Below are 17,343 nucleotides of genomic sequence, written 5' to 3'. Positions count from 1 at the left end.
GGGCATAAGAATCTGATTAAATTCGCCTCATGGAAGGATGAATAACTGATAGGGGAAAAGATGAACAAAACTGAATTGGTAGAAGCAATTGCAAGCGGTTCTGGTGTTACTAAAGCCGACGCTGGACGAGTTCTTGAAGTGTTTATGTCTACCATTATTGATGCACTGAAAAGTGGTGATCAGGTGGTTTTACCAGGATTCGGATCTTTTTCAACTGGTAACCGTTCTGCCCGTGTTGGAAGAAATCCACAAACTGGCGAACAAATTGAGATTAAAGCGTCAAGAGTTGCCAAGTTCAAAGCAGGCAAATCTCTTAAAGAGGCTGTACAAGAAGCGTAAGTTTTCGGGTGCTTAGCTCAGCTGGGAGAGCATCGCCCTTACAAGGCGAGGGTCGCAGGTTCGATCCCTGCAGCACCCACCAAGAATTGGAGTGGTAGTTCAGTTGGTCAGAATACCGGCCTGTCACGCCGGGGGTCGCGGGTTCGAGCCCCGTCCACTCCGCCAAATTAACGCGCCGTATGGCGCGTTTTTTTTATCTGTTTTTAGCGTATTAATTTCTTGTAAACTATCAAAAATGGAACTCCAATAATGTTGCAGAAGCTGAACGAACGTATACAAGGTCTTGTGGCCTGGATAGTTATAATTCTGATTGCCGTAACATTTACATTATTCGGGGTCGACTACTACATGCAATCACACCAGGCTTCTGACGCAGAAGTAACGGTAAATGATCAGCCCATTAGCAAACAAGCCTTTGAACTCAACTATCGACGTGCCCGTCAGCAACGCGATCCGTCCGAAATGTCTACTGAAAGTGATGTCGCATTGAAAAAAGAAGTACTGGACGGGATGGTAATGAATGAAGTTACAGTACAAGCCGCACAGGCCGCTGGCTTTGGAGTCAGTATCGAGCAGGCGAATGCTGCAATTCAAAGTATTCCACAGTTCCAGCAGGACGGTCATTTTTCGGCTGAGCGCTACCAGCAGGCTTTAAGCGGAGCCATGTTTACCCCGGAGTCTTTCCAAAAGGAAGTCCGTCAGGGGATGCTTCTCAATCAGCAGCGTTTTGCTTTTATCGGTACCGCATTTGCTTTGCCCAGCGAAGTGAAGCGTTTTGTGAAGCTATACATGCAAACCAGGGATTACGATTACCTGCAGATTTCTACCAAGCTGTTCATGGATAAGTCTCAAATTACCAATGATCAGATAGAGACTTATTATAACAGTCATAAAAAAGAATTTATCGCACCAGAAAAAATAGTTATTAACTATGTCCGTCTTTCAATGAAGGATGTTCGTAAAAACCTGAAAATTAATGATGAAGAGGTCAAACGCTACTACGAAGAAAACCAGAATAACTTTCTGACCCCCGCTCAGTGGAAGGTAGCCCATATTCTGTTTGCCATCCCCGCGGATTCCTCTGATGAAGCGGTTGAACAGGTTAAACAAAATGCAGAGGAAGCTTACCAGGCACTGCAAAATAATCCAACGCAGTTTTCGCAATGGGTTAAGACAATGTCTGCCGACAAGTTATCAATCAAGAATGAGGGTGTTTTACCCTGGATAGTTGCAGGGCACACCCAGTTCGATAAAGCTCTGTCTGATTTAACGACTCCAGGACAGATTTCAGCTCCTTTTCGCAGCGGAAACGGTTTTGAAATTTTCAAATTAATTGATTACAAACCTGCGCAGTTAAAACCTTTTGAACAAGTCAAAGCGCAGATTGCCGATCAAATGATAACCGAGTTATCACAGGCCCGTTATGCACAATTATTGGAACAACTCACTGACTTAAGCTATCAAAGCCCTGATTCCTTATCGCCTGTTGCTGATGAATTAAAATTGACTATTGAGAAATCTGAGCCATTAACACGGGGCGGAGATAATACCGAAATTGGCAAGAATAAACAGATCGTTAATACTGCGTTTAGCCATGATGTGATGGAGTTGGGGAATAATAGCGAACCAATCCAGTTGGATAGTGATAGTGTGATTGTCTTGCGTGTTAAAAAACATACAGCGGCCAGCGAAAAACCTCTGAATGCGGTTCGCGATGAAATAATCGAGCGCCTCGCTTTGGAAAATGCAACGAATAAGGCCAAAGCATTAGGTACTAATCTGTTATCTACCAAGCTGGACTCCTCTGAAGATGAGAAGCTCATCGCCGCAAATCAGTTAAAATGGCAAGAAATTGATAATGCCACTCGTGATACTGACAAAGCCGAAGCAATGATTAATGATCTTGCTTTCAGCCTGGCCAAGCCGAATAGTGTCGATGGTAGAAAATTAATGAATGGTGATTTTGTAATCGTTCGGTTAAAAAAGATTTCTGATGGCAAACTAAAAAATTTGGATAAAGAACAACAAGCCAGTTTGGCGCAGCAAATAGAAGCAAATTATGGATTAATGGATTACGATCTTTATGTCAATCAACTGGTTGCCAAAGCCAAGGTTGACAAACATTAACCTATAAACAATACCCGAGATACGAAACCAGGGAGGAGTATTTTATCTTAGGCTAAAGTTTACTCGCAATGTGAGGTAAGTTTATGGCGGTATTTACCAATAATGATATGGCGAAGTTGTATTTGAATTTATCAGGAGATTACGAGCAACTTAAAAACCACAGCTATCTGCGTTTGAACCAGCAGCAAATTTTCTCTGAGTTGGCCAGGCGTGTTTATCAGGCTGTGAATGCACCAAACAGCCCCTGGTATACCCTTCCTGCAGAGGAAAAAAATAAAGTCTTTCGCGTTCTATACTCATTTTGTAATTCTCTTCCCCAATTCGCCAAGTTAGACGATGATTATCGCAGGCATTATTTTAACTACGCAACCTACCCGGTATTTCTGCAAATCAATGTCTATGATCATCACCATAATTACGATTGTTATTATGCACGCCATCATGATTTCCTGTTTACCTGGTTAATGTGGGACGCCATGCTAAATCATCACAACCATCATGGGGGCGTGGATGGATGCTGTGGACATAATCATGACCATGAAAATAATGGTGAAGCCTGGGCAATGCTTCTGTTAATATTATTGGCAGTCATTGCTGCAGTATTGACTTTTATTGCGTTATATTACCTCTTGCAAAAAATATGCAGTAATGTTGAGCGTCTGCTTTTTAATGAAGGATGGCTGCAAGCGACTATTTCCTTGGCCAGCATGCTTGCTGGTGCTGCCGTTGGTGCCCTTGTAGGTACTTTTTTGTTATCTACTCCCTTAATGTGGCTGGCGTTCACTGCAGGAATTAGCAATCCTATTGGGATAGCAATCACCGGCATCGTTGTCATGACTATTCTCGGAGCTGCAGGGGTTGCTTTTATCAGCAATGCGATTCAGCAATATTATATCAAGAAAAACAATCCACACGCTGCTGATAATGAAGATCCATTCAGAAACCGTGCCGAGTTAACTGATGAGGAAACCAATGAGCTTATCGCAAAAGGAATCGACCCATTTGAAGTTACTCAGGCGATTATCGCAGTACGGCATGAAATGGCAGCCCTGGATAAGAAACATTCTGGATCAAATCATAAGAAAATTCCTTCAATCTGGGCAAGATGGTTCACTGAGGCCGGTCGTGAAAGTGACGCGCTGCTGAATACTATACGAGATTTGCGTAAGGGACGCTTGATTTATGTTAAAATAGGCGACGACAAAATCAGAAATCTCATGCATCTGCATGGCCTGACTAATGATGAGAAACTTGATTTAATTAGGAAAGGATTAAACCCTGATTCAGTTGAAAATGCTTTGAAACATGTGTTTGCACAAATTGAGAAGCGTATCGCAGCGTTTCGTGATGACTCTCTCCATTACGCCAAACCGACCCAGGACGATTATTTGCGTGATCAAGATATTTTCCTCGAAAAAATAAGCCGTTTGCGCAATGGTATAGATCGGGTGTTTGAGTTGGATGGGTTCATTTATACTCTGGAGTATCCTCGAATGCACAGTCATCCCGGCGCCTACCATCATGGCTATTCGTCGCAACAATACACTGAATATTCCAATCAATATCAGTATCAGCACCAACACACGGGTGGAGCTGCTTTCTTCGGTGGTCAGCAACAAGCCCCTCAGCCGGGTTTGGTGGCGTCGAATGAACCAACGCTTTATGCTTATAATCCCTCTTCTTCCTTATATCCTAATCTATATGGCGAAGTCGTTCCTTCGGCACCGCCAATGGAAGTTCCTCAGAAGTAAAACTTTTAGCTGTTGGTTGGGCTTTACGCCCAACTGACCAGTTCGATAAGGAAGTTGACGCCTATGTCTCTGCAGCCAAAGTTCTCAATCTATAGTGAACAATGTCCATCAAGAAATGTATTTGAAAAAATCAGTGACAAATGGTCAATTTTGATAATTAATTGTCTACTGGATGGAGCTTGCCGGTTCGGAGAATTGAAACGGAAACTTGAGGGGATTTCCCCCAAAATGCTCACTCAGACATTAATCAAATTAGAGCGCCTTGGTTTTGTAGCCAGACAATCCTTTCCTGTACTCCCTCTAAAAGTGGAGTATTCATTGACTGCATTAGGGAATGAATTAGGTAAAATTCTTGGAACTTTAAGGGAGTGGACTGAGTCTAATATGGAGGCAATAATGCTTTCCAGCAGTCAGTTTGATGAAACAAGGAAGCTCTAGCTATTGTTTAAACCATTTAAGCAACGTCTCCTCACCCAAATTATCATAGATATAAGATAAATAATCTGAGAGTTCCCGTTCATAATTGTCGCTGCTTATATTTTCTTCTGCGATGATCGGTTCATGGTGAAAGAAATCACCGTTCAGGTATTCATTGCAGAAATGCTGATAATCTTTAGTGAATAAAAGGAAAGTGTGCCACATGTTATCAATATCCGACATTTCCGAATGAATGACACAGGAAAAATTTAATAAATCATTGTTCGGATTCATCTGCTTTTCTCCTTTGTGTTTCAGGCAAAGCCAGATATATTTCATCAATTCTTTCAATGCATCTTCTGCTTGTAAACTTGCTTCAGGATAGTCTCTGGTGTATCGGGAAATAATTTTATTATTTTTGTAATTGATCAGTACATTCAATTCTGGCATACGCATAATAATCTTCCATAATTTTTGCATGCACCATTTTTTAACATGGTGCATGCGCTATTCCTAGCCAGCACAGGTGCCAGGCCCACACCATCCTTTACTAATACTTGCCAGTTTCGCCTGAATAATCTTATTGATAATAGCTTCCTTCATGGAACTCTCCTGTTTGTTGAAATCGTTAATGAGAGTATAAAAGTCTTATTAATCAGTCAATTAGTTACCAGATGGTAACTAAGCAAGATGGTCTAAGTATTAGAAGAAATAGGGATATTATTTTTCTTAGTTAAGCTCAACTGTCTATTAAACTGTCATCCCCGCGAAAGGCGGGGATCCATCTCTGAGCTAGCTACAATGCCGACTGAGGAATGGATTCCCGCCTCTCGCGGGAATGACATAACTCCTTAACTTAATGGGAGTGAGAGTTAAAGAGGGGGGTTAGCCTATCGAATGTCTAATCCATGAAGGCCAGCGTTTAACGGCCTGAATGACTTGTTTTATTTTAGGTGAGAAATAATTGTACTGGATTTTATGAATGGCATGTTTAGGTAATAAAAGCCAATAGCGGCCCTGATTCTTCATGTGCTCGCCAAGATAAGCGGCTTTCTTACTGGCTCCCCAGTAAATATCACCTCGTACCAATCCACGAATAGCGCCTCCCGTATCCTGAGCAATCATCAGGCGTTTAAATTGCTTCTGCGGCTCATTTTGTACAGGAACTTTGGTAACCAGCCAGAGGGGAGCGCCTAACGGAATCCATTGACGATCGATTGCCAGAGAATATCCTGGTGTTAAAGCCATTCCCTGAGCACCCAGTGCCGCTGGTTTTTTCAGGTTCTGGAAAAAGACAAAGGATTTGTTCTGGTGAAGAATGGGGTTTACTTTTCCTGGATTATTTGACAGATAGTGCTTAATAGCCGTTTTGGACGCATTATCTTTATTCATAATGCCTTTTTTAATTAGAACGCTGCCAATTGACGTATAAGGCGCGCCATTTTCACCTGCATAGCTAAGATAGAGATCTTTGCCGCTATTTAGTTTGACAACCGCGGCTCCCTCTATTTCCAGAAATAAGCGGTCTACAGGGCTGTTGATCCAGGCAATAACAGGCGCTTTATGGTTTAAAACTCCTCTATCGATTTGTTCACGTGTATAAGAAGCACTTCGCTTGGCCGGCATTCCATAAATAGGGGTATTATATTGCTTGGAACGAGTCAGGCTGCCTTTAACCTGCGGTGTGTAGTAGCCGGTAAAAACTCCTTTACTGGGCTTTTTCTTGCCGAATTCAACGGGATAAAACCATTTTTCAAAAAATTGTCTGGCTTCTTCCTCATAGACATTATTCATGGAGAGCGCGGCTTTACATGCCGGCTGCCAGTCTTCAGCTTTTAAATTAATTTGCTTTGAACCTACTGGATGATCAGGATCTTTTTTCAGAAATGTTTCGCAGGATTTTCTGAAAGCAAATAAGGACTTCTTAACATCCGCTTCCTGCCAGCCTGGCAGCTCATAATAGGGGATTTGTTTAAGTGTCAGCTGATTAACTACCATTGGGGCTGCGGGTTTTTGATTAACCATCGCTTTGGCCAAAGGCGCTTTAATAAGGGGTAAATGCCCAGAGCTCTTGGTGTATGGTATGCATGGGATTTCGCTTACCAAGGCATTTTGCGATGGAGCTTGCAACTTTTTCTGGGGTAAAAAACCCAGCGCGCTACTAAAAATGCCAATGGTGGCGAGAATTATGTAAACTACTTTTCTTTTCATCGGTGTAATTTTACACAATATGGAATTAAATACAACATTTATTTTAAATTGTCTGGATGCTGTGCATAATGCACAGCACCTGGCAAGGGGGGATTAACGCAATTACTCTTCGAGATTCGACATGGAAACGGCATGATAACCCGCATCCACATGAATAACTTCGCCTGTAATACCTGAGGAAAGGGAAGACGCTAGAAATGCTGCGGTATTACCCACTTCCTCAGCGGTCACATTCCGCTTTAAAGGCGTTGTATTCGCATAGGCATTCTGCATTTTACGGAAATCTTTAATGCCTGCTGCTGCCAGTGTTTTGATGGGGCCGGCAGAAATCGCATTCACTCGTAAACCGCGTCGTCCCAGGCTTGCAGCGAGATAGCGTACAGAGGCTTCAAGGCTTGCTTTGGCTATGCCCATGACATTGTAATTCGGAACTGCTTTTTCAGCGCCGTAATAGCTGAGTGTGATCACAGAGCCTTCCGTGCCTTCCATCATTGGCAGAGCCGCTTTGGCAAGGCCAATCAGACTATAGGCACTGATATCGTGGGCAATGTGAAATCCTTCACGGTTGCAGGATTCAATAAAATCACCGCTTATCTGATCGGCTGGTGCAAAGGCTACAGAATGAACCAGAATATCCAGCTTACCCCAATGAGTACCCAATTGTTCAAATACCGCATTCACCTGCATATCATCAGCAACATCACAAGGGAAAGTAAGTTGTGAGTTAAATTCAGCCGCCATTGATTCCACACGACCTTGCAGTTTTTCACTTTGATAAGTAAAGGCAAGTTCCGCGCCTTGTTCATGGAATGCCTTGGCAATTCCATAAGCTATGGAGCGATTACTGGCAAGACCAACGATTAATGCTTTTTTGCCGTTTAAGAAACCCATAAGACTCTCCTTTATTCATTGTTATGCATGGCCAGAAGCTCACGCATTTTTGCCTGAATCATATCAATCGCAATTCGATTTTCACCGCCACGAGGAACAATAATATCGGCATAGCGGCTTGATGGTTCGATAAACTGCAAATACATTGGCCGTACAGTGGTCTCATATTGATGCACCACAGACTCAAAAGAGCGATGACGCTCTACCACATCTCGTTTTAGGCGGCGAGTAAGGCAAACGTCAAGAGGCGTTGACATAAAGATACGAATATCCATAATCTCACGCAGTGCCTTGTCGGAGAATAATAATATGCCTTCGAGAACAATAATGGCGTGCCGGCCGATTGAGCGGGTTTCTGGTAAACGGAGATGTTTTGAATGTGAATAAATGGGAATGTTAACGGATTCGCCGCGGCGCAACAGTTTTAAATGTTCACAAAGCAAGGCATGATCAAAGGCGTCCGGATGGTCGTAATTGATTTTTTCACGTTCGGCGAAAGGAAGATGACTATTATCTTTGTAATAGGCGTCTTCGGAAATGACGACAACTTGCTGAGAACCGAGTTCGTTAACAATAGTATTTGCAAGCAGGCTTTTACCGGAAGCTGAAGGTCCGGAAATGCCAATAATAATGGGTTGTTTACTCATGATGTCAGGCTTTATAACTTTGGGCCTGATGGTAAGCGTTTATCAATCGAAATTCAATGTTTATAGCTTGAAATTAGTGTATTAATTTTGAGGACTCATCGCTCCGTTTTTATTTTTTTCAACAAAACATATACTGCGCCGTTGCCGCCGTCTCTCGCTAAAGCGCTATGAAAAGCAAGGACTTGAGATAGTTGAGGCAGCCAGTAATTAACCAGATTCTTTAATATAGGCTTTTCTCCCCTTAAGCCGCCTTTTCCATGGATAATCAATACACAACGATGACCGGCTAAGGTTTCTTCGCTGATAAAATGAATAAGCGCTTCACGGGCTGAATCCGGGCTCTTGCCATGTAAATCGAGTCTCGCCTGAATGTGGATAAGCCCAGTTTTTAACTCGCGCATCCTTTTTGACGGAATTGGATGAGCCGACCAGGATAAAACAGAATCGCTTTGCAATTCATCACGATAGGAATCAGATAAAAAAACCCTCGGCAGCGGAGGCTGGGCAAAAGCTGTCTTTTTGGAAACAACCGGCAGGGGCTTTGCAGGATGTTCGGCTATTTTGTTCGATTGGCGAAGCGGTTTGACCGATTGCATTGCATTTCTAAATAATGCTTTATCTTCATCGGATAAATTGTCTTCAGCCATACATTAAGCCTCGTAATATTACTTCTGGAAATCAGCGCGCTTGCTATGTAAAAGCGACCAAGAGTATTCTTAACCCCATCTCTTTAATTATACAGGGTTTATATGACGAATATTAATATTGTTTTGGATCTTGAGCCCTCTGAACAGAATAACGGTATCCTGAGACGCGGAATTATTGATTTCAATGTCGCTCATCTGGGAGAAAAAGCTCACAACTGCAGTGTGTTTGCGCGTGATGAGAATGAGAAGATTATTGGAGGGGCAACTCTCTGGGTGCATAGCGACGCGGCTTACATCGATATTTTGTGGATTGAGGAAGCGTTTCGCCAGCAGCGTATTGGCTCTGCAATCATGAAGGTAGTTGACGATTACGCCAGAAAACAAAAGCTGTCAGCCTTGTTTGTTGATACCTTTGATTTTCAGGCTCTGGATTTTTATTTAAAACAGGGATTTCAATTAGTGGCCGAGATTAAAGCCTATCTGCTAAAGCATGATCGCTATTATTTACGCAAGGATTTGGCGAATGAGGGGATCTAACCTTGGAGCTAATGTTAACTGAGGAATGGATTCTCGCATTCGCGGGAAGGCATTGTTGCGTAAATAGAACCAAGCAGCCAACCTGTCGTCTTTGCGAACAAAGTGAAGCAATCCAGATCGAAACTTGAACAAAGCAAGGAGCTGGATTGCTTCGCAAACGCTCGCAAAGACGGTTTTTTGTGCACCTATCTTCATTTACGCAACAATGCCTCGCGGAATGCGAGAATGTTTGTAACCTAGCAGGACATCGCGTGAGTGCTGGAGATTGGGAGAGATTCATTCAGTGCTATGAGAGCCGCGTCTTCTTTGTGTTCTGCTTTATTGTTCTGAGTTTTCATAAACTGCTGGAATACAGGATTATCGGCGGCTTTTTTCCCCAGATAATTACGAATTCTGGGATTAGCTCCCGCATCCACTAAATGTCTGATAACTTCAGTTTTCTTTTTGCCCTGCAAAGCGAGATGAAGAGGCGTATTTCTCTGTTTATTCATGACATCTACTTTTGCTCCTGAGGCAATCAGAAACTCAACGATATCATCCAGGCCCAGGCGCGAGGCATGATGTAGTACGGTCATGTGTTTCTTGTCTCTGATAGAAAGATCGGCGCCTTCACGAATACAGATTTCCAGTAAATCTTTTCGCTTAAGCCGGACAGCATAATGAGCGGCTGTTTCTCCCATATTATCCTGGAAATTCACATCGGAGCCTGCTTTCAATAAAAGACGCATACAGGTGGCTTGCGTTTTAATCACAGCCCAAAGCAAAGCCGAGCGCTCAAAGCGTTCATCGGGTTCATCCAATTCCTCATTGTGAGTTTTTATCCTCTGAATCAACAGTTTTAATTCAAAAACCATACCTTTTGAAGCTGCGCGACGTAAGGCTTCATCTGGATCAGGATACTCTGACTCTCCCCGTTTCAGCAGGCTAACACAAACCCGCAGATATTTCTCTTCCAGCTCTTGAAGCGCATTTGGGTTGTCCTGGTTCAGAAAACCAAGTAACCGGGTAGCTAGACGTCCTTGGGCTGTTGCTACAATTTCGGTGTTTGCCTTCTGCATGGCCTGACAGAGTGATGGTTTCTCTATACAGGTTTTAAGATATTCTCTTTCGGCTTGTCCAAGAGGTTTTTCTGCAAATAATAGCTCAGCGAATCGAATCATTATTTGACTGGCCTGAGGTGAAGCGCTCAGCCTTAATGCCACTAGCGATTTAAGTGTTTCAAGATAGGAGTCAACAAAATCAGCATTGTGCTCTGTGTATTGATAAAATGGCAATTTTTTATCTACAAACGCTTCCAGAGTGCTTTGAGTGCCCGTTGTAACGATCAAATCGCCGGAAGAGTGGGACATCAATTGTCTCATCAGCTTATTTTCAACTATTGCATGATGGTGGATTACGGCCGGCTCAATAGTACCCTTTGCCAATAAAATTTCGTTCATTTTCCCTCGCAGAAAATCAATCTCCTGCGTTGAAAAATCACCTAGTAGCATTAATTGATGCTGACCTGTGATTTCGGTGTAATTCGTAATTGCTTTCCAGCTTGCATTAAAATTATGGTTATTTATATAGGCAAAACTATAAGCCGTGTTTGGAATTAAAGCCGCCTGTTCTGCATTTAAAAGAGGCAACTGATCAAGTGGTGTTATTGCGGTGATACCTAGTCTGTCTGGGCCAAGACCTGTGGAGCTGAAGAATTTTTGAGAAGGTGGAAGGTAGAAGAACAATTCAGGCTGGTCTATATAATTCTGAAAATCCACCTCCTGCGTCATCCATTCTTTGGAGAAATCGGGTGCATTGGGTGCTCCTGCAAAAATGTATTTCGTTTCAGGAGAAAATGCTGCGAGCATCAAGTCACCATCTGCCGGCTTACAACGGTTTGCATCAATAAATGCAAGCATGGTATTTTGCTCATCAGTCAGGTCCTCGAGAGCAATAACAAATATCCCTAACTCAGTTAAGTGAGAACCGCACAGCGTTTCGTAGTGATGCAGGTTTTCGCGAGTTGAGGTCAAGACCAGCTGGATGTCCTCCGGATTATTATTTACCAAGGCTTGTTGTAAGCTTTTGGCAATCTGTATCGCCAGCATGTAGTCACCGGCGGCGATAGGACTTTGGCATTGAGCAAAAATGGCAATGAACTTAGACATTGTTTTGAGATTTTAATAAACAGGGCGCCAATTTACAGTACAAAGCTTAAGAAAATATTATGTGAAATCCAGGAGTTTTCTGGATTTTCTGGATCCCGCGAACAAGTCGCGGGACGTGGAGAGTAGGGAACGCAGAGCCTGAGAACTTTTCTTAGAAGCGACATTATCTATTCTTCAAATTAACAGGCAGTTCAATATTTTTTTTATTAACGATCAAATTCCTTATCACCTGGCTATCAAACTCAGGAGGATGATCTCCTTTAATATAAAGATATAAGGCACTGTTAAAAATGGCATTAAAGGTGGTATTTACAATCAGCCATAATCCAATAAAAATCAGAATGAACGCCATGCTATACTCGTTAGCCACTGCCTGAATCTGTGGCTTAAGCAAATTGGCGATGAGGCAAAAGACGGCCACAATAGCGGCTATAATCAGAAAAAGAATGAAATTAACAATCAGGAGCTTGCGCCATCCTTTGCCGAGCATTCTGACCGAGTGCTTAATTGCCGTGATCGGACCGACATTTTCAGCAACCATCACCGGCATGACAAAATAAGTAATCACTGACCAGGAGAATCCGAAAATCGCACTGAGAATATCAGCAACCGTACTATGGCTTCGTTCAAGGTAGTGAAAAAAGGTGGCGATGGTGGCGCTGATTAAAGTCCAACCCAGTAATGGAACCGTTTTTTTCAATGTACTGCCCATTGCCTGGAAAATATTCATCTTGTGACCTTGCAGGCGATGAATCACACAAGTAATTAAAGAAGCATTGAAAAATATGGTGATGAAAGCCAGTAAAAAATAAAAAGCCAGAATAACAATAAAGAACAGGGGTTTTTGGTACTGGTAGAGGTGCATAATATTGTTAAACTCAAAAAATGAACCCACAAACAAACCTGCTACCGCAATAATTACCGCCAGCATGCTGAGAATGGGCAATATAAGCAAGGCCGGGTTTTTCATTAGAAAACGAAAGCAGGATACGAGAAATTGCCAGCCCGCATGAAAACGTTGCGCGTATGACATAAGCGTTCTCCACTATGAATTGGAATTAAACGGTTTAACTAAGGGAATCAGTAAATGACTGTCATATTCTTCTCCGCCATAAATGCGGCATAAGCCTGTTTGACTCGGTTCATATTTACCCAGTTGGGATAAGAAAATGTTCTGGGAGAAAAACCATTTTCCTCGCAGTTCCAGCCGCAATTGATCACCCTGTTTAAAGAAAGTGGCGGAGGGAAGCAGTGAAAGTTCCACCAATACAATCTCGCCTGATTTCAGAAACTGTTGCTCCTCAAAGCGATGTTCCGGTTTCCAGAAAACACTTTCAATTTCGTCAATTTTACGCAAGGATACTTTTTGCCAGCCTTTGCTCACAATATCAAAGCCAAATCCATAACTTCCTTCAAAGAAAACTTCCTCATCCTGATGGAACTTGCGAATGCCTGCAAAAAGGTTCATATCCTGAGTATCGATCAGCTCTACCCACAATTTAAGTTTCATCGGGCCAATAACCTGTAAATCAAAAGGGCAGATAAAAGTGAATTGCAGGTTATTATCAGGCAGAGAAAAATCCCGATAATTTTTTTCAGCGGGGAGATTTTCACTTAATGTTTGATCTTCGTTATGCAAATACAAAGGAAGCCATTGAGTGTCAGGCAAAGGCCAGGTATTGTGGTAGCTGGTACTATGTATCTGATCACGGTTTTCACGAACTTCCAGGCGAACACCTGGTGTTGATAGCCAGTTGTTTTCTTTGTCTTTAAGAAAAAAGTCAAAAAAATGCAGCTGAGTTTTAAGTGCTTCATCACTGTAATAACTGGACCATTTACCCCCTCGGTGGGTATACAGCCATTTATGTTTTGACCGAATCTGTTCATACACACGAAATGAGCCATTCGTATGCAGACATTGATCTGAAAAGCTTCCGCAGATAAGCGCAGGCACTTCAATCGCCTTTAGATCAGGTACCCTGGCTTGCCACCAGCTATCTCTTGTAATGCGTTGCATTTGCTGCGTTCGCAGTTCAGGGTTTATCATGTGTGTCCAAAATGCATAAAAGCCATCTTCACGAATTCCGCCCGGGCGTGCCAGGTCTTTATATACATCACTGAATCCTTCCCAGGGGCAAATCGCGGCCAGGTGGGGAGGATGCAAGGCTGCGACCCGATATTGACTCAATGCCAGATAGGAAACGCCGTTTAAACCTATTTTTTGATTGGACCAGGATTGCTCTGCAGCCCATTCGATAAGTTCATAATAGTCCTGCGCTTCGGTATCACTGAGTAAATCAAGTTTTCCCTCTGATTTTCCGGCGCCGCGCATATCCCCATTGATGACTGCATACCCATTTTTGACCCAGAAATCGGGATCGGGGGCTTCCCAGCCAGTTAAAGTGGAGAAATGCGAAGGGCTTGGCTGCCGCATGAATCGATAGGCTTTTAGAGGCTTATAACGCCCAAATAATGATTTTTTGGGTAACTGGTCTTTGTCATAGGGATGAAAACAAATCACTACCGGATGCTTTAAATTGTCATTTGGACGATACACATTAACACTGAGCAAAATCCCGTCTCGCAGACGTATTTTCACGTCCTTTTCAATAATCATGGGAGTTTTTGACGCGTAGATATCTGTAGGCGGAGAAATAAAATATCGAAGCCGTTTTAAAATATAAACCAGTCGAGATTCACTCATGAGGTTTTACTCTGGGGCGCTATAACTTAATGGTTGACTATAAAATGATTTTTTTCAACAAGAAGCCTTGTTTTTACAAATTTTGACACAAACCAGATTGGGCTGAGCCTATATGGGTCTGGTTTGCTCAGATTATACTTATTATACTTAAAAATTCATGACCTCAGGCTGTTTTTTCCATAGTCTTTGCCTGTTCAAACAGCTCGAATTTTCCAAAGTCGCTGACCGTCAGATTCTCCAGGTTGTTTTCAAACCACTCAAGATAGGCTTGCGCCTCTTGCTCGTGTTCCAAGCGTAAACGCGAAAGCTGACTGACAATAAAATTTTTCGTCACATAATGGGTGGCCTGATAATATTGTTTGATCACTCCTCGATATTCATCGCTGATTTTGATTTCCAGAGAGGCCTGGCGGTTATCGATTTGTCCGAAAAATCCGCGACTGGACTGAGTGTTACGTACATCAGCAAGACTGTCCTTTTTCATCTGATCTACCTTATTCTATGATGTTCAACTTCTCAGTTTGGACCAATATAAAAGGGCTGACAAGTCCTGATTTGTACTCGACCGGCTGTTTTCTCAAAATTGGTTTACAATTAACAAAAAGACAGGAAAAACAATCATGAACGAAGTGGATATTTTAAAAATGTTTTACGACGAAATGGTTGACAGAGGGGTCACTCGCGAACAGGTATTTCTTGACCTTGAAGAGGAGGCTGCCAGCAGATTGAGTGACAAACTTGGAACGCCCGTCTCAGTAGAAGCGATGCAGAAGCTGGCAGATGCCTGTATCGCCAATGAATGGCTTGAGCGTACCACTATTGATCCCGGTTATAAATTCTTATCGCTGACGGCTGCTGGTTTACAAATTGTATTGAATAATGAATATATCTGAGGAAGCCTCCCGCTTCCTCTACACATTGTGGGTGTTTATTTCGCAATTTGCGCTGCGATACTGGCGAAAATGAGAACGGCTTAGTGTTTTAGCCTGTTCCTCGTCAACAACCAATTCAATCACGCGTTTGAATTTTGTGAAAAAGCCTGGAATTTCATCGGACAGATTCAGCAAAATATCATGAAACCCCCGCGGCTCCTGCTGATAGCCAATTTGAATGACTGGTGGAGGCTCAGGACCTTCGCCCTGTAGATTGTGAGGAATGAAGCTGTCATCCTTAAAAGTCCACAGCAACTCGTCAAGGCTTTCTGCTTCTTGCCGGTTATTGCAAAAAACAAACACCTGATGACCTCGTAAATAGGCTTTTTCTAACAGACGGCAAGCAAACTGCAAAGCGGCTTGCTTGTCACTACTGCCTAATAAATAAAAATCAACGCGAACTGGCGACATGGCGTAAGAACTGAATTAATAAAGGAACGGGCCGGCCGGTTGCGATGCGCTTTTTGCCGGAAACCCAGGCCGTACCTGCGATATCCAAATGCGCCCAGCGGTATTTTTTAGTGAAACGGGAGAGAAAGCAGGCTGCGGTGATCCCTCCGGCGCTTCGGTCAAATGAGGCGTTGATCATATCCGCCAGCGGGCTATCGAGAGCATCCTGATATTCCTCATCAAGAGGCATGCGCCAGCATTTGTCGCCACTTTGTGATGAGGCGGCAATAATTTGTTCTGCCAATGCTTCATCGGAAGTCATAAACCCGGTAGTGATCGTGCCTAATGCAATAACCATCGCACCAGTTAGTGTGGCAATATCAATGACCAGTTCGGGATTAAACTGTTCAGCATAAGTGAGGGCATCCGCCAGTACCAAACGTCCCTCGGCATCAGTATTTAAAATCTCCACGGTTTGCCCGGACATGCTGGTCACAATATCGCCAGGTTTGACAGCGCTGCCGCTTGGCATATTTTCAGCGCTAGCAATTAGACCAATCACATTAATCGGCAGTTTCAGCATTGCACAGGCTTTCAGGGTACCAAGAACACTGGCTGCTCCTGCCATATCGTATTTCATTTCGTCCATTGCATTAGCGGGTTTAATTGACAGTCCGCCAGAGTCGAAAGTAATGCCCTTGCCTACCAGAACAACAGGGGCCTGATTGCCATTGCCATTATAAGCCAGTTCTATAAGGCGAGGCTCTTCAGTACTCCCCTTACTGACGGCCAGCAAGGCACCCATGCCCAGCTCAGTCATTTCGGGAATACCAAGGACACGCGTTTTTATCTGTGAATAGTCTTCGGCCAGTTTCTGAGCCTGCTCTGCCAGGAAGCTGGGAGTGCAGTGATTGGCCGGCAAGTCGGCCAGACGACGGGTTAACCGGATGCCTTCAGCAATTGATTGCGCAGTCGACAATGCAGTATCACTGGTGTTTGGCAGGTAAAAATCAACCGCCTTAAGGCTATGCGGTTTTTTTTGCCGGGTTTTATAATCAGTTAATTGATAACAAAGGCTGTCCACTGCAAGCAGCATCTGGGTCAGCTGCCAGTCAGCATCTTGTTTGTTAATTGCAGGCAGGGCTATACAGGCTTTTTTGATTTTCTGCTTTAACAGTGCCATTGTGATTTCTTCAACACGTCTTCGCAGTGAAGAGGCTTTAAACTCAGCCTGCTTGCCGCAATGCAGCAGCAATAAGGAGCGGCCCTTGATATCGCTTTGCCAGACACTGTCACCTGCTTCGTTAATTTTAGTCATAAGCCGAGGCAGCAAGGCGAGCAGCTCGGCATCATCGATAGTGGAAAATTCATCGGCTCTGCTTTCCGAAAAAACACCGAGCACCAGGCATTCATCTGACGCATCCTGCAATGATTGGATTAATCCGTAGTTCATTTGACTTCCTATAAGACGCAAAAACTGGTAGTTTACCCAATCTTGGATATCATTCAAATGGTTTTAATTATTCGAGACCAGGCATTAAATTGCAGCCTGCCGCAGAGCAGGAATTCGTCTCAGTAATATGCTTAATTAATATAGAGACCG

General features: G+C 43.2%; 17 protein-coding genes and 2 tRNA genes. 8 read left to right on the top strand and 11 right to left on the bottom strand.

All coding sequences use genetic code 11. The features are described 5' to 3' along the window. Window positions 1-60 precede the first annotated feature (60 nt). The 6 genes from E1O89_RS10250 to E1O89_RS10225 all read left to right on the top strand — a co-directional run bounded on the left by E1O89_RS10250 (window position 61) and on the right by E1O89_RS10225 (window position 4,655). Entirely contained in the window at window positions 61-339 is a 279-nt protein-coding gene (locus E1O89_RS10250; RefSeq protein WP_058507663.1) for an HU family DNA-binding protein, read from the top strand. Window positions 340-345: 6 nt separating this feature from the next. Next, a tRNA-Val gene (locus tag E1O89_RS10245) sits at window positions 346-421 on the top strand. A 6-nt stretch (window positions 422-427) separates the two neighbouring features. After that, a tRNA-Asp gene (locus tag E1O89_RS10240) sits at window positions 428-504 on the top strand. Between the two features lie 84 nt (window positions 505-588). Beyond that, window positions 589-2,466, top strand: coding sequence for a SurA N-terminal domain-containing protein (locus tag E1O89_RS10235; protein WP_133140083.1), 1,878 nt, complete (start codon window positions 589-591; stop codon window positions 2,464-2,466). Window positions 2,467-2,549: 83 nt separating this feature from the next. Beyond that, window positions 2,550-4,217: a hypothetical protein gene (locus E1O89_RS10230; protein ID WP_133140082.1), complete on the top strand. Its 1,668-nt coding sequence runs from the start codon at window positions 2,550-2,552 to the stop codon at window positions 4,215-4,217. A gap of 63 nt (window positions 4,218-4,280) precedes the next feature. After that, window positions 4,281-4,655 carry a winged helix-turn-helix transcriptional regulator gene (locus E1O89_RS10225; protein WP_133140081.1) on the top strand — a complete coding sequence of 125 codons (375 nt, stop codon included), beginning with the start codon at window positions 4,281-4,283 and terminating at the stop codon, window positions 4,653-4,655. On the opposite strand, the gene E1O89_RS10220 is transcribed toward E1O89_RS10225, so the two are convergent. The 5 genes from E1O89_RS10220 to E1O89_RS10200 form a co-directional block, all read right to left on the bottom strand. After that, entirely contained in the window at window positions 4,656-5,138 is a 483-nt protein-coding gene (locus tag E1O89_RS10220) for a hypothetical protein (protein ID WP_262337493.1), read from the bottom strand. It lies immediately after the preceding gene. Between the two features lie 381 nt (window positions 5,139-5,519). Next, the gene (locus E1O89_RS10215) at window positions 5,520-6,845 is read right to left on the bottom strand and encodes a murein transglycosylase A (protein ID WP_133140080.1); all 1,326 of its coding nucleotides are present in this window, start codon (window positions 6,843-6,845) and stop codon (window positions 5,520-5,522) included. A 102-nt stretch (window positions 6,846-6,947) separates the two neighbouring features. Continuing rightward, window positions 6,948-7,736 (bottom strand): enoyl-ACP reductase, encoded by a 789-nt coding sequence (locus tag E1O89_RS10210; RefSeq protein WP_133140079.1) that lies wholly within the window; start codon window positions 7,734-7,736, stop codon window positions 6,948-6,950. 11 nt (window positions 7,737-7,747) lie between these two features. Beyond that, window positions 7,748-8,383: a uridine kinase gene (gene udk / locus E1O89_RS10205; protein WP_112220254.1), complete on the bottom strand. Its 636-nt coding sequence runs from the start codon at window positions 8,381-8,383 to the stop codon at window positions 7,748-7,750. A 95-nt stretch (window positions 8,384-8,478) separates the two neighbouring features. Then, complete coding sequence (locus E1O89_RS10200; protein WP_133140078.1) at window positions 8,479-9,030, bottom strand: Smr/MutS family protein; 552 nt, start codon at window positions 9,028-9,030, stop codon at window positions 8,479-8,481. 102 nt (window positions 9,031-9,132) lie between these two features. Here E1O89_RS10200 and E1O89_RS10195 point away from each other — a divergent pair, with 102 nt between their 5' ends. Then, entirely contained in the window at window positions 9,133-9,567 is a 435-nt protein-coding gene (locus tag E1O89_RS10195) for a GNAT family N-acetyltransferase (protein WP_133140077.1), read from the top strand. A 236-nt stretch (window positions 9,568-9,803) separates the two neighbouring features. Here E1O89_RS10195 and ankY read toward each other — a convergent pair whose 3' ends face one another. The 4 genes from ankY to E1O89_RS10175 form a co-directional block, all read right to left on the bottom strand. After that, window positions 9,804-11,714 (bottom strand): Dot/Icm T4SS effector AnkY/LegA9, encoded by a 1,911-nt coding sequence (ankY, locus tag E1O89_RS10190; protein ID WP_133140076.1) that lies wholly within the window; start codon window positions 11,712-11,714, stop codon window positions 9,804-9,806. Between the two features lie 163 nt (window positions 11,715-11,877). Next, on the bottom strand, window positions 11,878-12,747 hold the full coding sequence (locus E1O89_RS10185; protein WP_133140075.1) for a DUF6159 family protein: 870 nt from the start codon (window positions 12,745-12,747) through the stop codon (window positions 11,878-11,880). A 12-nt stretch (window positions 12,748-12,759) separates the two neighbouring features. Further along, window positions 12,760-14,418, bottom strand: coding sequence for a CocE/NonD family hydrolase (locus E1O89_RS10180; protein ID WP_133140074.1), 1,659 nt, complete (start codon window positions 14,416-14,418; stop codon window positions 12,760-12,762). A 163-nt stretch (window positions 14,419-14,581) separates the two neighbouring features. Continuing rightward, window positions 14,582-14,902: a hypothetical protein gene (locus E1O89_RS10175; protein WP_133140073.1), complete on the bottom strand. Its 321-nt coding sequence runs from the start codon at window positions 14,900-14,902 to the stop codon at window positions 14,582-14,584. 136 nt (window positions 14,903-15,038) lie between these two features. Between E1O89_RS10175 and E1O89_RS10170 the strand changes: the two genes are divergently transcribed. Beyond that, window positions 15,039-15,311 carry a hypothetical protein gene (locus tag E1O89_RS10170; protein WP_133140072.1) on the top strand — a complete coding sequence of 91 codons (273 nt, stop codon included), beginning with the start codon at window positions 15,039-15,041 and terminating at the stop codon, window positions 15,309-15,311. Window positions 15,312-15,329: 18 nt separating this feature from the next. Here E1O89_RS10170 and E1O89_RS10165 read toward each other — a convergent pair whose 3' ends face one another. Beyond that, a complete protein-coding gene (locus E1O89_RS10165) occupies window positions 15,330-15,761 on the bottom strand; it encodes a DNA polymerase III subunit chi (protein ID WP_133140071.1) in 432 nt (143 codons plus the stop codon). After that, window positions 15,742-17,193, bottom strand: a complete 1,452-nt coding sequence (locus tag E1O89_RS10160) for a leucyl aminopeptidase (protein WP_133140070.1) — start codon at window positions 17,191-17,193, stop codon at window positions 15,742-15,744. The genes E1O89_RS10165 and E1O89_RS10160 overlap by 20 nt, the downstream gene beginning before the upstream one ends. Between the last annotated feature and the right edge of the window lie 150 nt (window positions 17,194-17,343).

Origin of the sequence: Legionella genomosp. 1 (assembly GCF_900640215.1) — a bacterium.
GTDB classification, from domain to species: Bacteria; Pseudomonadota; Gammaproteobacteria; order Legionellales; family Legionellaceae; genus Legionella_C; species Legionella_C quinlivanii_A.
This window is presented reverse-complemented; position numbering and strand designations above follow the sequence as displayed.

Bases quoted from the DNA above. Each gene is read 5' to 3' on its own strand.
- E1O89_RS10230 (WP_133140082.1), top strand. From the start codon at position 2,550: ATGGCGGTATTTACCAATAATGATATGGCGAAGTTGTATTTGAATTTA.
- udk (WP_112220254.1), bottom strand. From the start codon at position 8,383: ATGAGTAAACAACCCATTATTATTGGCATTTCCGGACCTTCAGCTTCC.
- E1O89_RS10195 (WP_133140077.1), top strand. From the start codon at position 9,133: ATGACGAATATTAATATTGTTTTGGATCTTGAGCCCTCTGAACAGAAT.
- E1O89_RS10170 (WP_133140072.1), top strand. From the start codon at position 15,039: ATGAACGAAGTGGATATTTTAAAAATGTTTTACGACGAAATGGTTGAC.
- E1O89_RS10160 (WP_133140070.1), bottom strand. From the start codon at position 17,193: ATGAACTACGGATTAATCCAATCATTGCAGGATGCGTCAGATGAATGC.
- E1O89_RS10215 (WP_133140080.1), bottom strand. From the start codon at position 6,845: ATGAAAAGAAAAGTAGTTTACATAATTCTCGCCACCATTGGCATTTTT.
- E1O89_RS10220 (WP_262337493.1), bottom strand. From the start codon at position 5,138: ATGCACCATGTTAAAAAATGGTGCATGCAAAAATTATGGAAGATTATT.
- E1O89_RS10210 (WP_133140079.1), bottom strand. From the start codon at position 7,736: ATGGGTTTCTTAAACGGCAAAAAAGCATTAATCGTTGGTCTTGCCAGT.
- E1O89_RS10225 (WP_133140081.1), top strand. From the start codon at position 4,281: ATGTCTCTGCAGCCAAAGTTCTCAATCTATAGTGAACAATGTCCATCA.
- E1O89_RS10180 (WP_133140074.1), bottom strand. From the start codon at position 14,418: ATGAGTGAATCTCGACTGGTTTATATTTTAAAACGGCTTCGATATTTT.
- E1O89_RS10200 (WP_133140078.1), bottom strand. From the start codon at position 9,030: ATGGCTGAAGACAATTTATCCGATGAAGATAAAGCATTATTTAGAAAT.
- ankY (WP_133140076.1), bottom strand. From the start codon at position 11,714: ATGTCTAAGTTCATTGCCATTTTTGCTCAATGCCAAAGTCCTATCGCC.
- E1O89_RS10250 (WP_058507663.1), top strand. From the start codon at position 61: ATGAACAAAACTGAATTGGTAGAAGCAATTGCAAGCGGTTCTGGTGTT.
- E1O89_RS10235 (WP_133140083.1), top strand. From the start codon at position 589: ATGTTGCAGAAGCTGAACGAACGTATACAAGGTCTTGTGGCCTGGATA.
- E1O89_RS10165 (WP_133140071.1), bottom strand. From the start codon at position 15,761: ATGTCGCCAGTTCGCGTTGATTTTTATTTATTAGGCAGTAGTGACAAG.
- E1O89_RS10175 (WP_133140073.1), bottom strand. From the start codon at position 14,902: ATGAAAAAGGACAGTCTTGCTGATGTACGTAACACTCAGTCCAGTCGC.
- E1O89_RS10185 (WP_133140075.1), bottom strand. From the start codon at position 12,747: ATGTCATACGCGCAACGTTTTCATGCGGGCTGGCAATTTCTCGTATCC.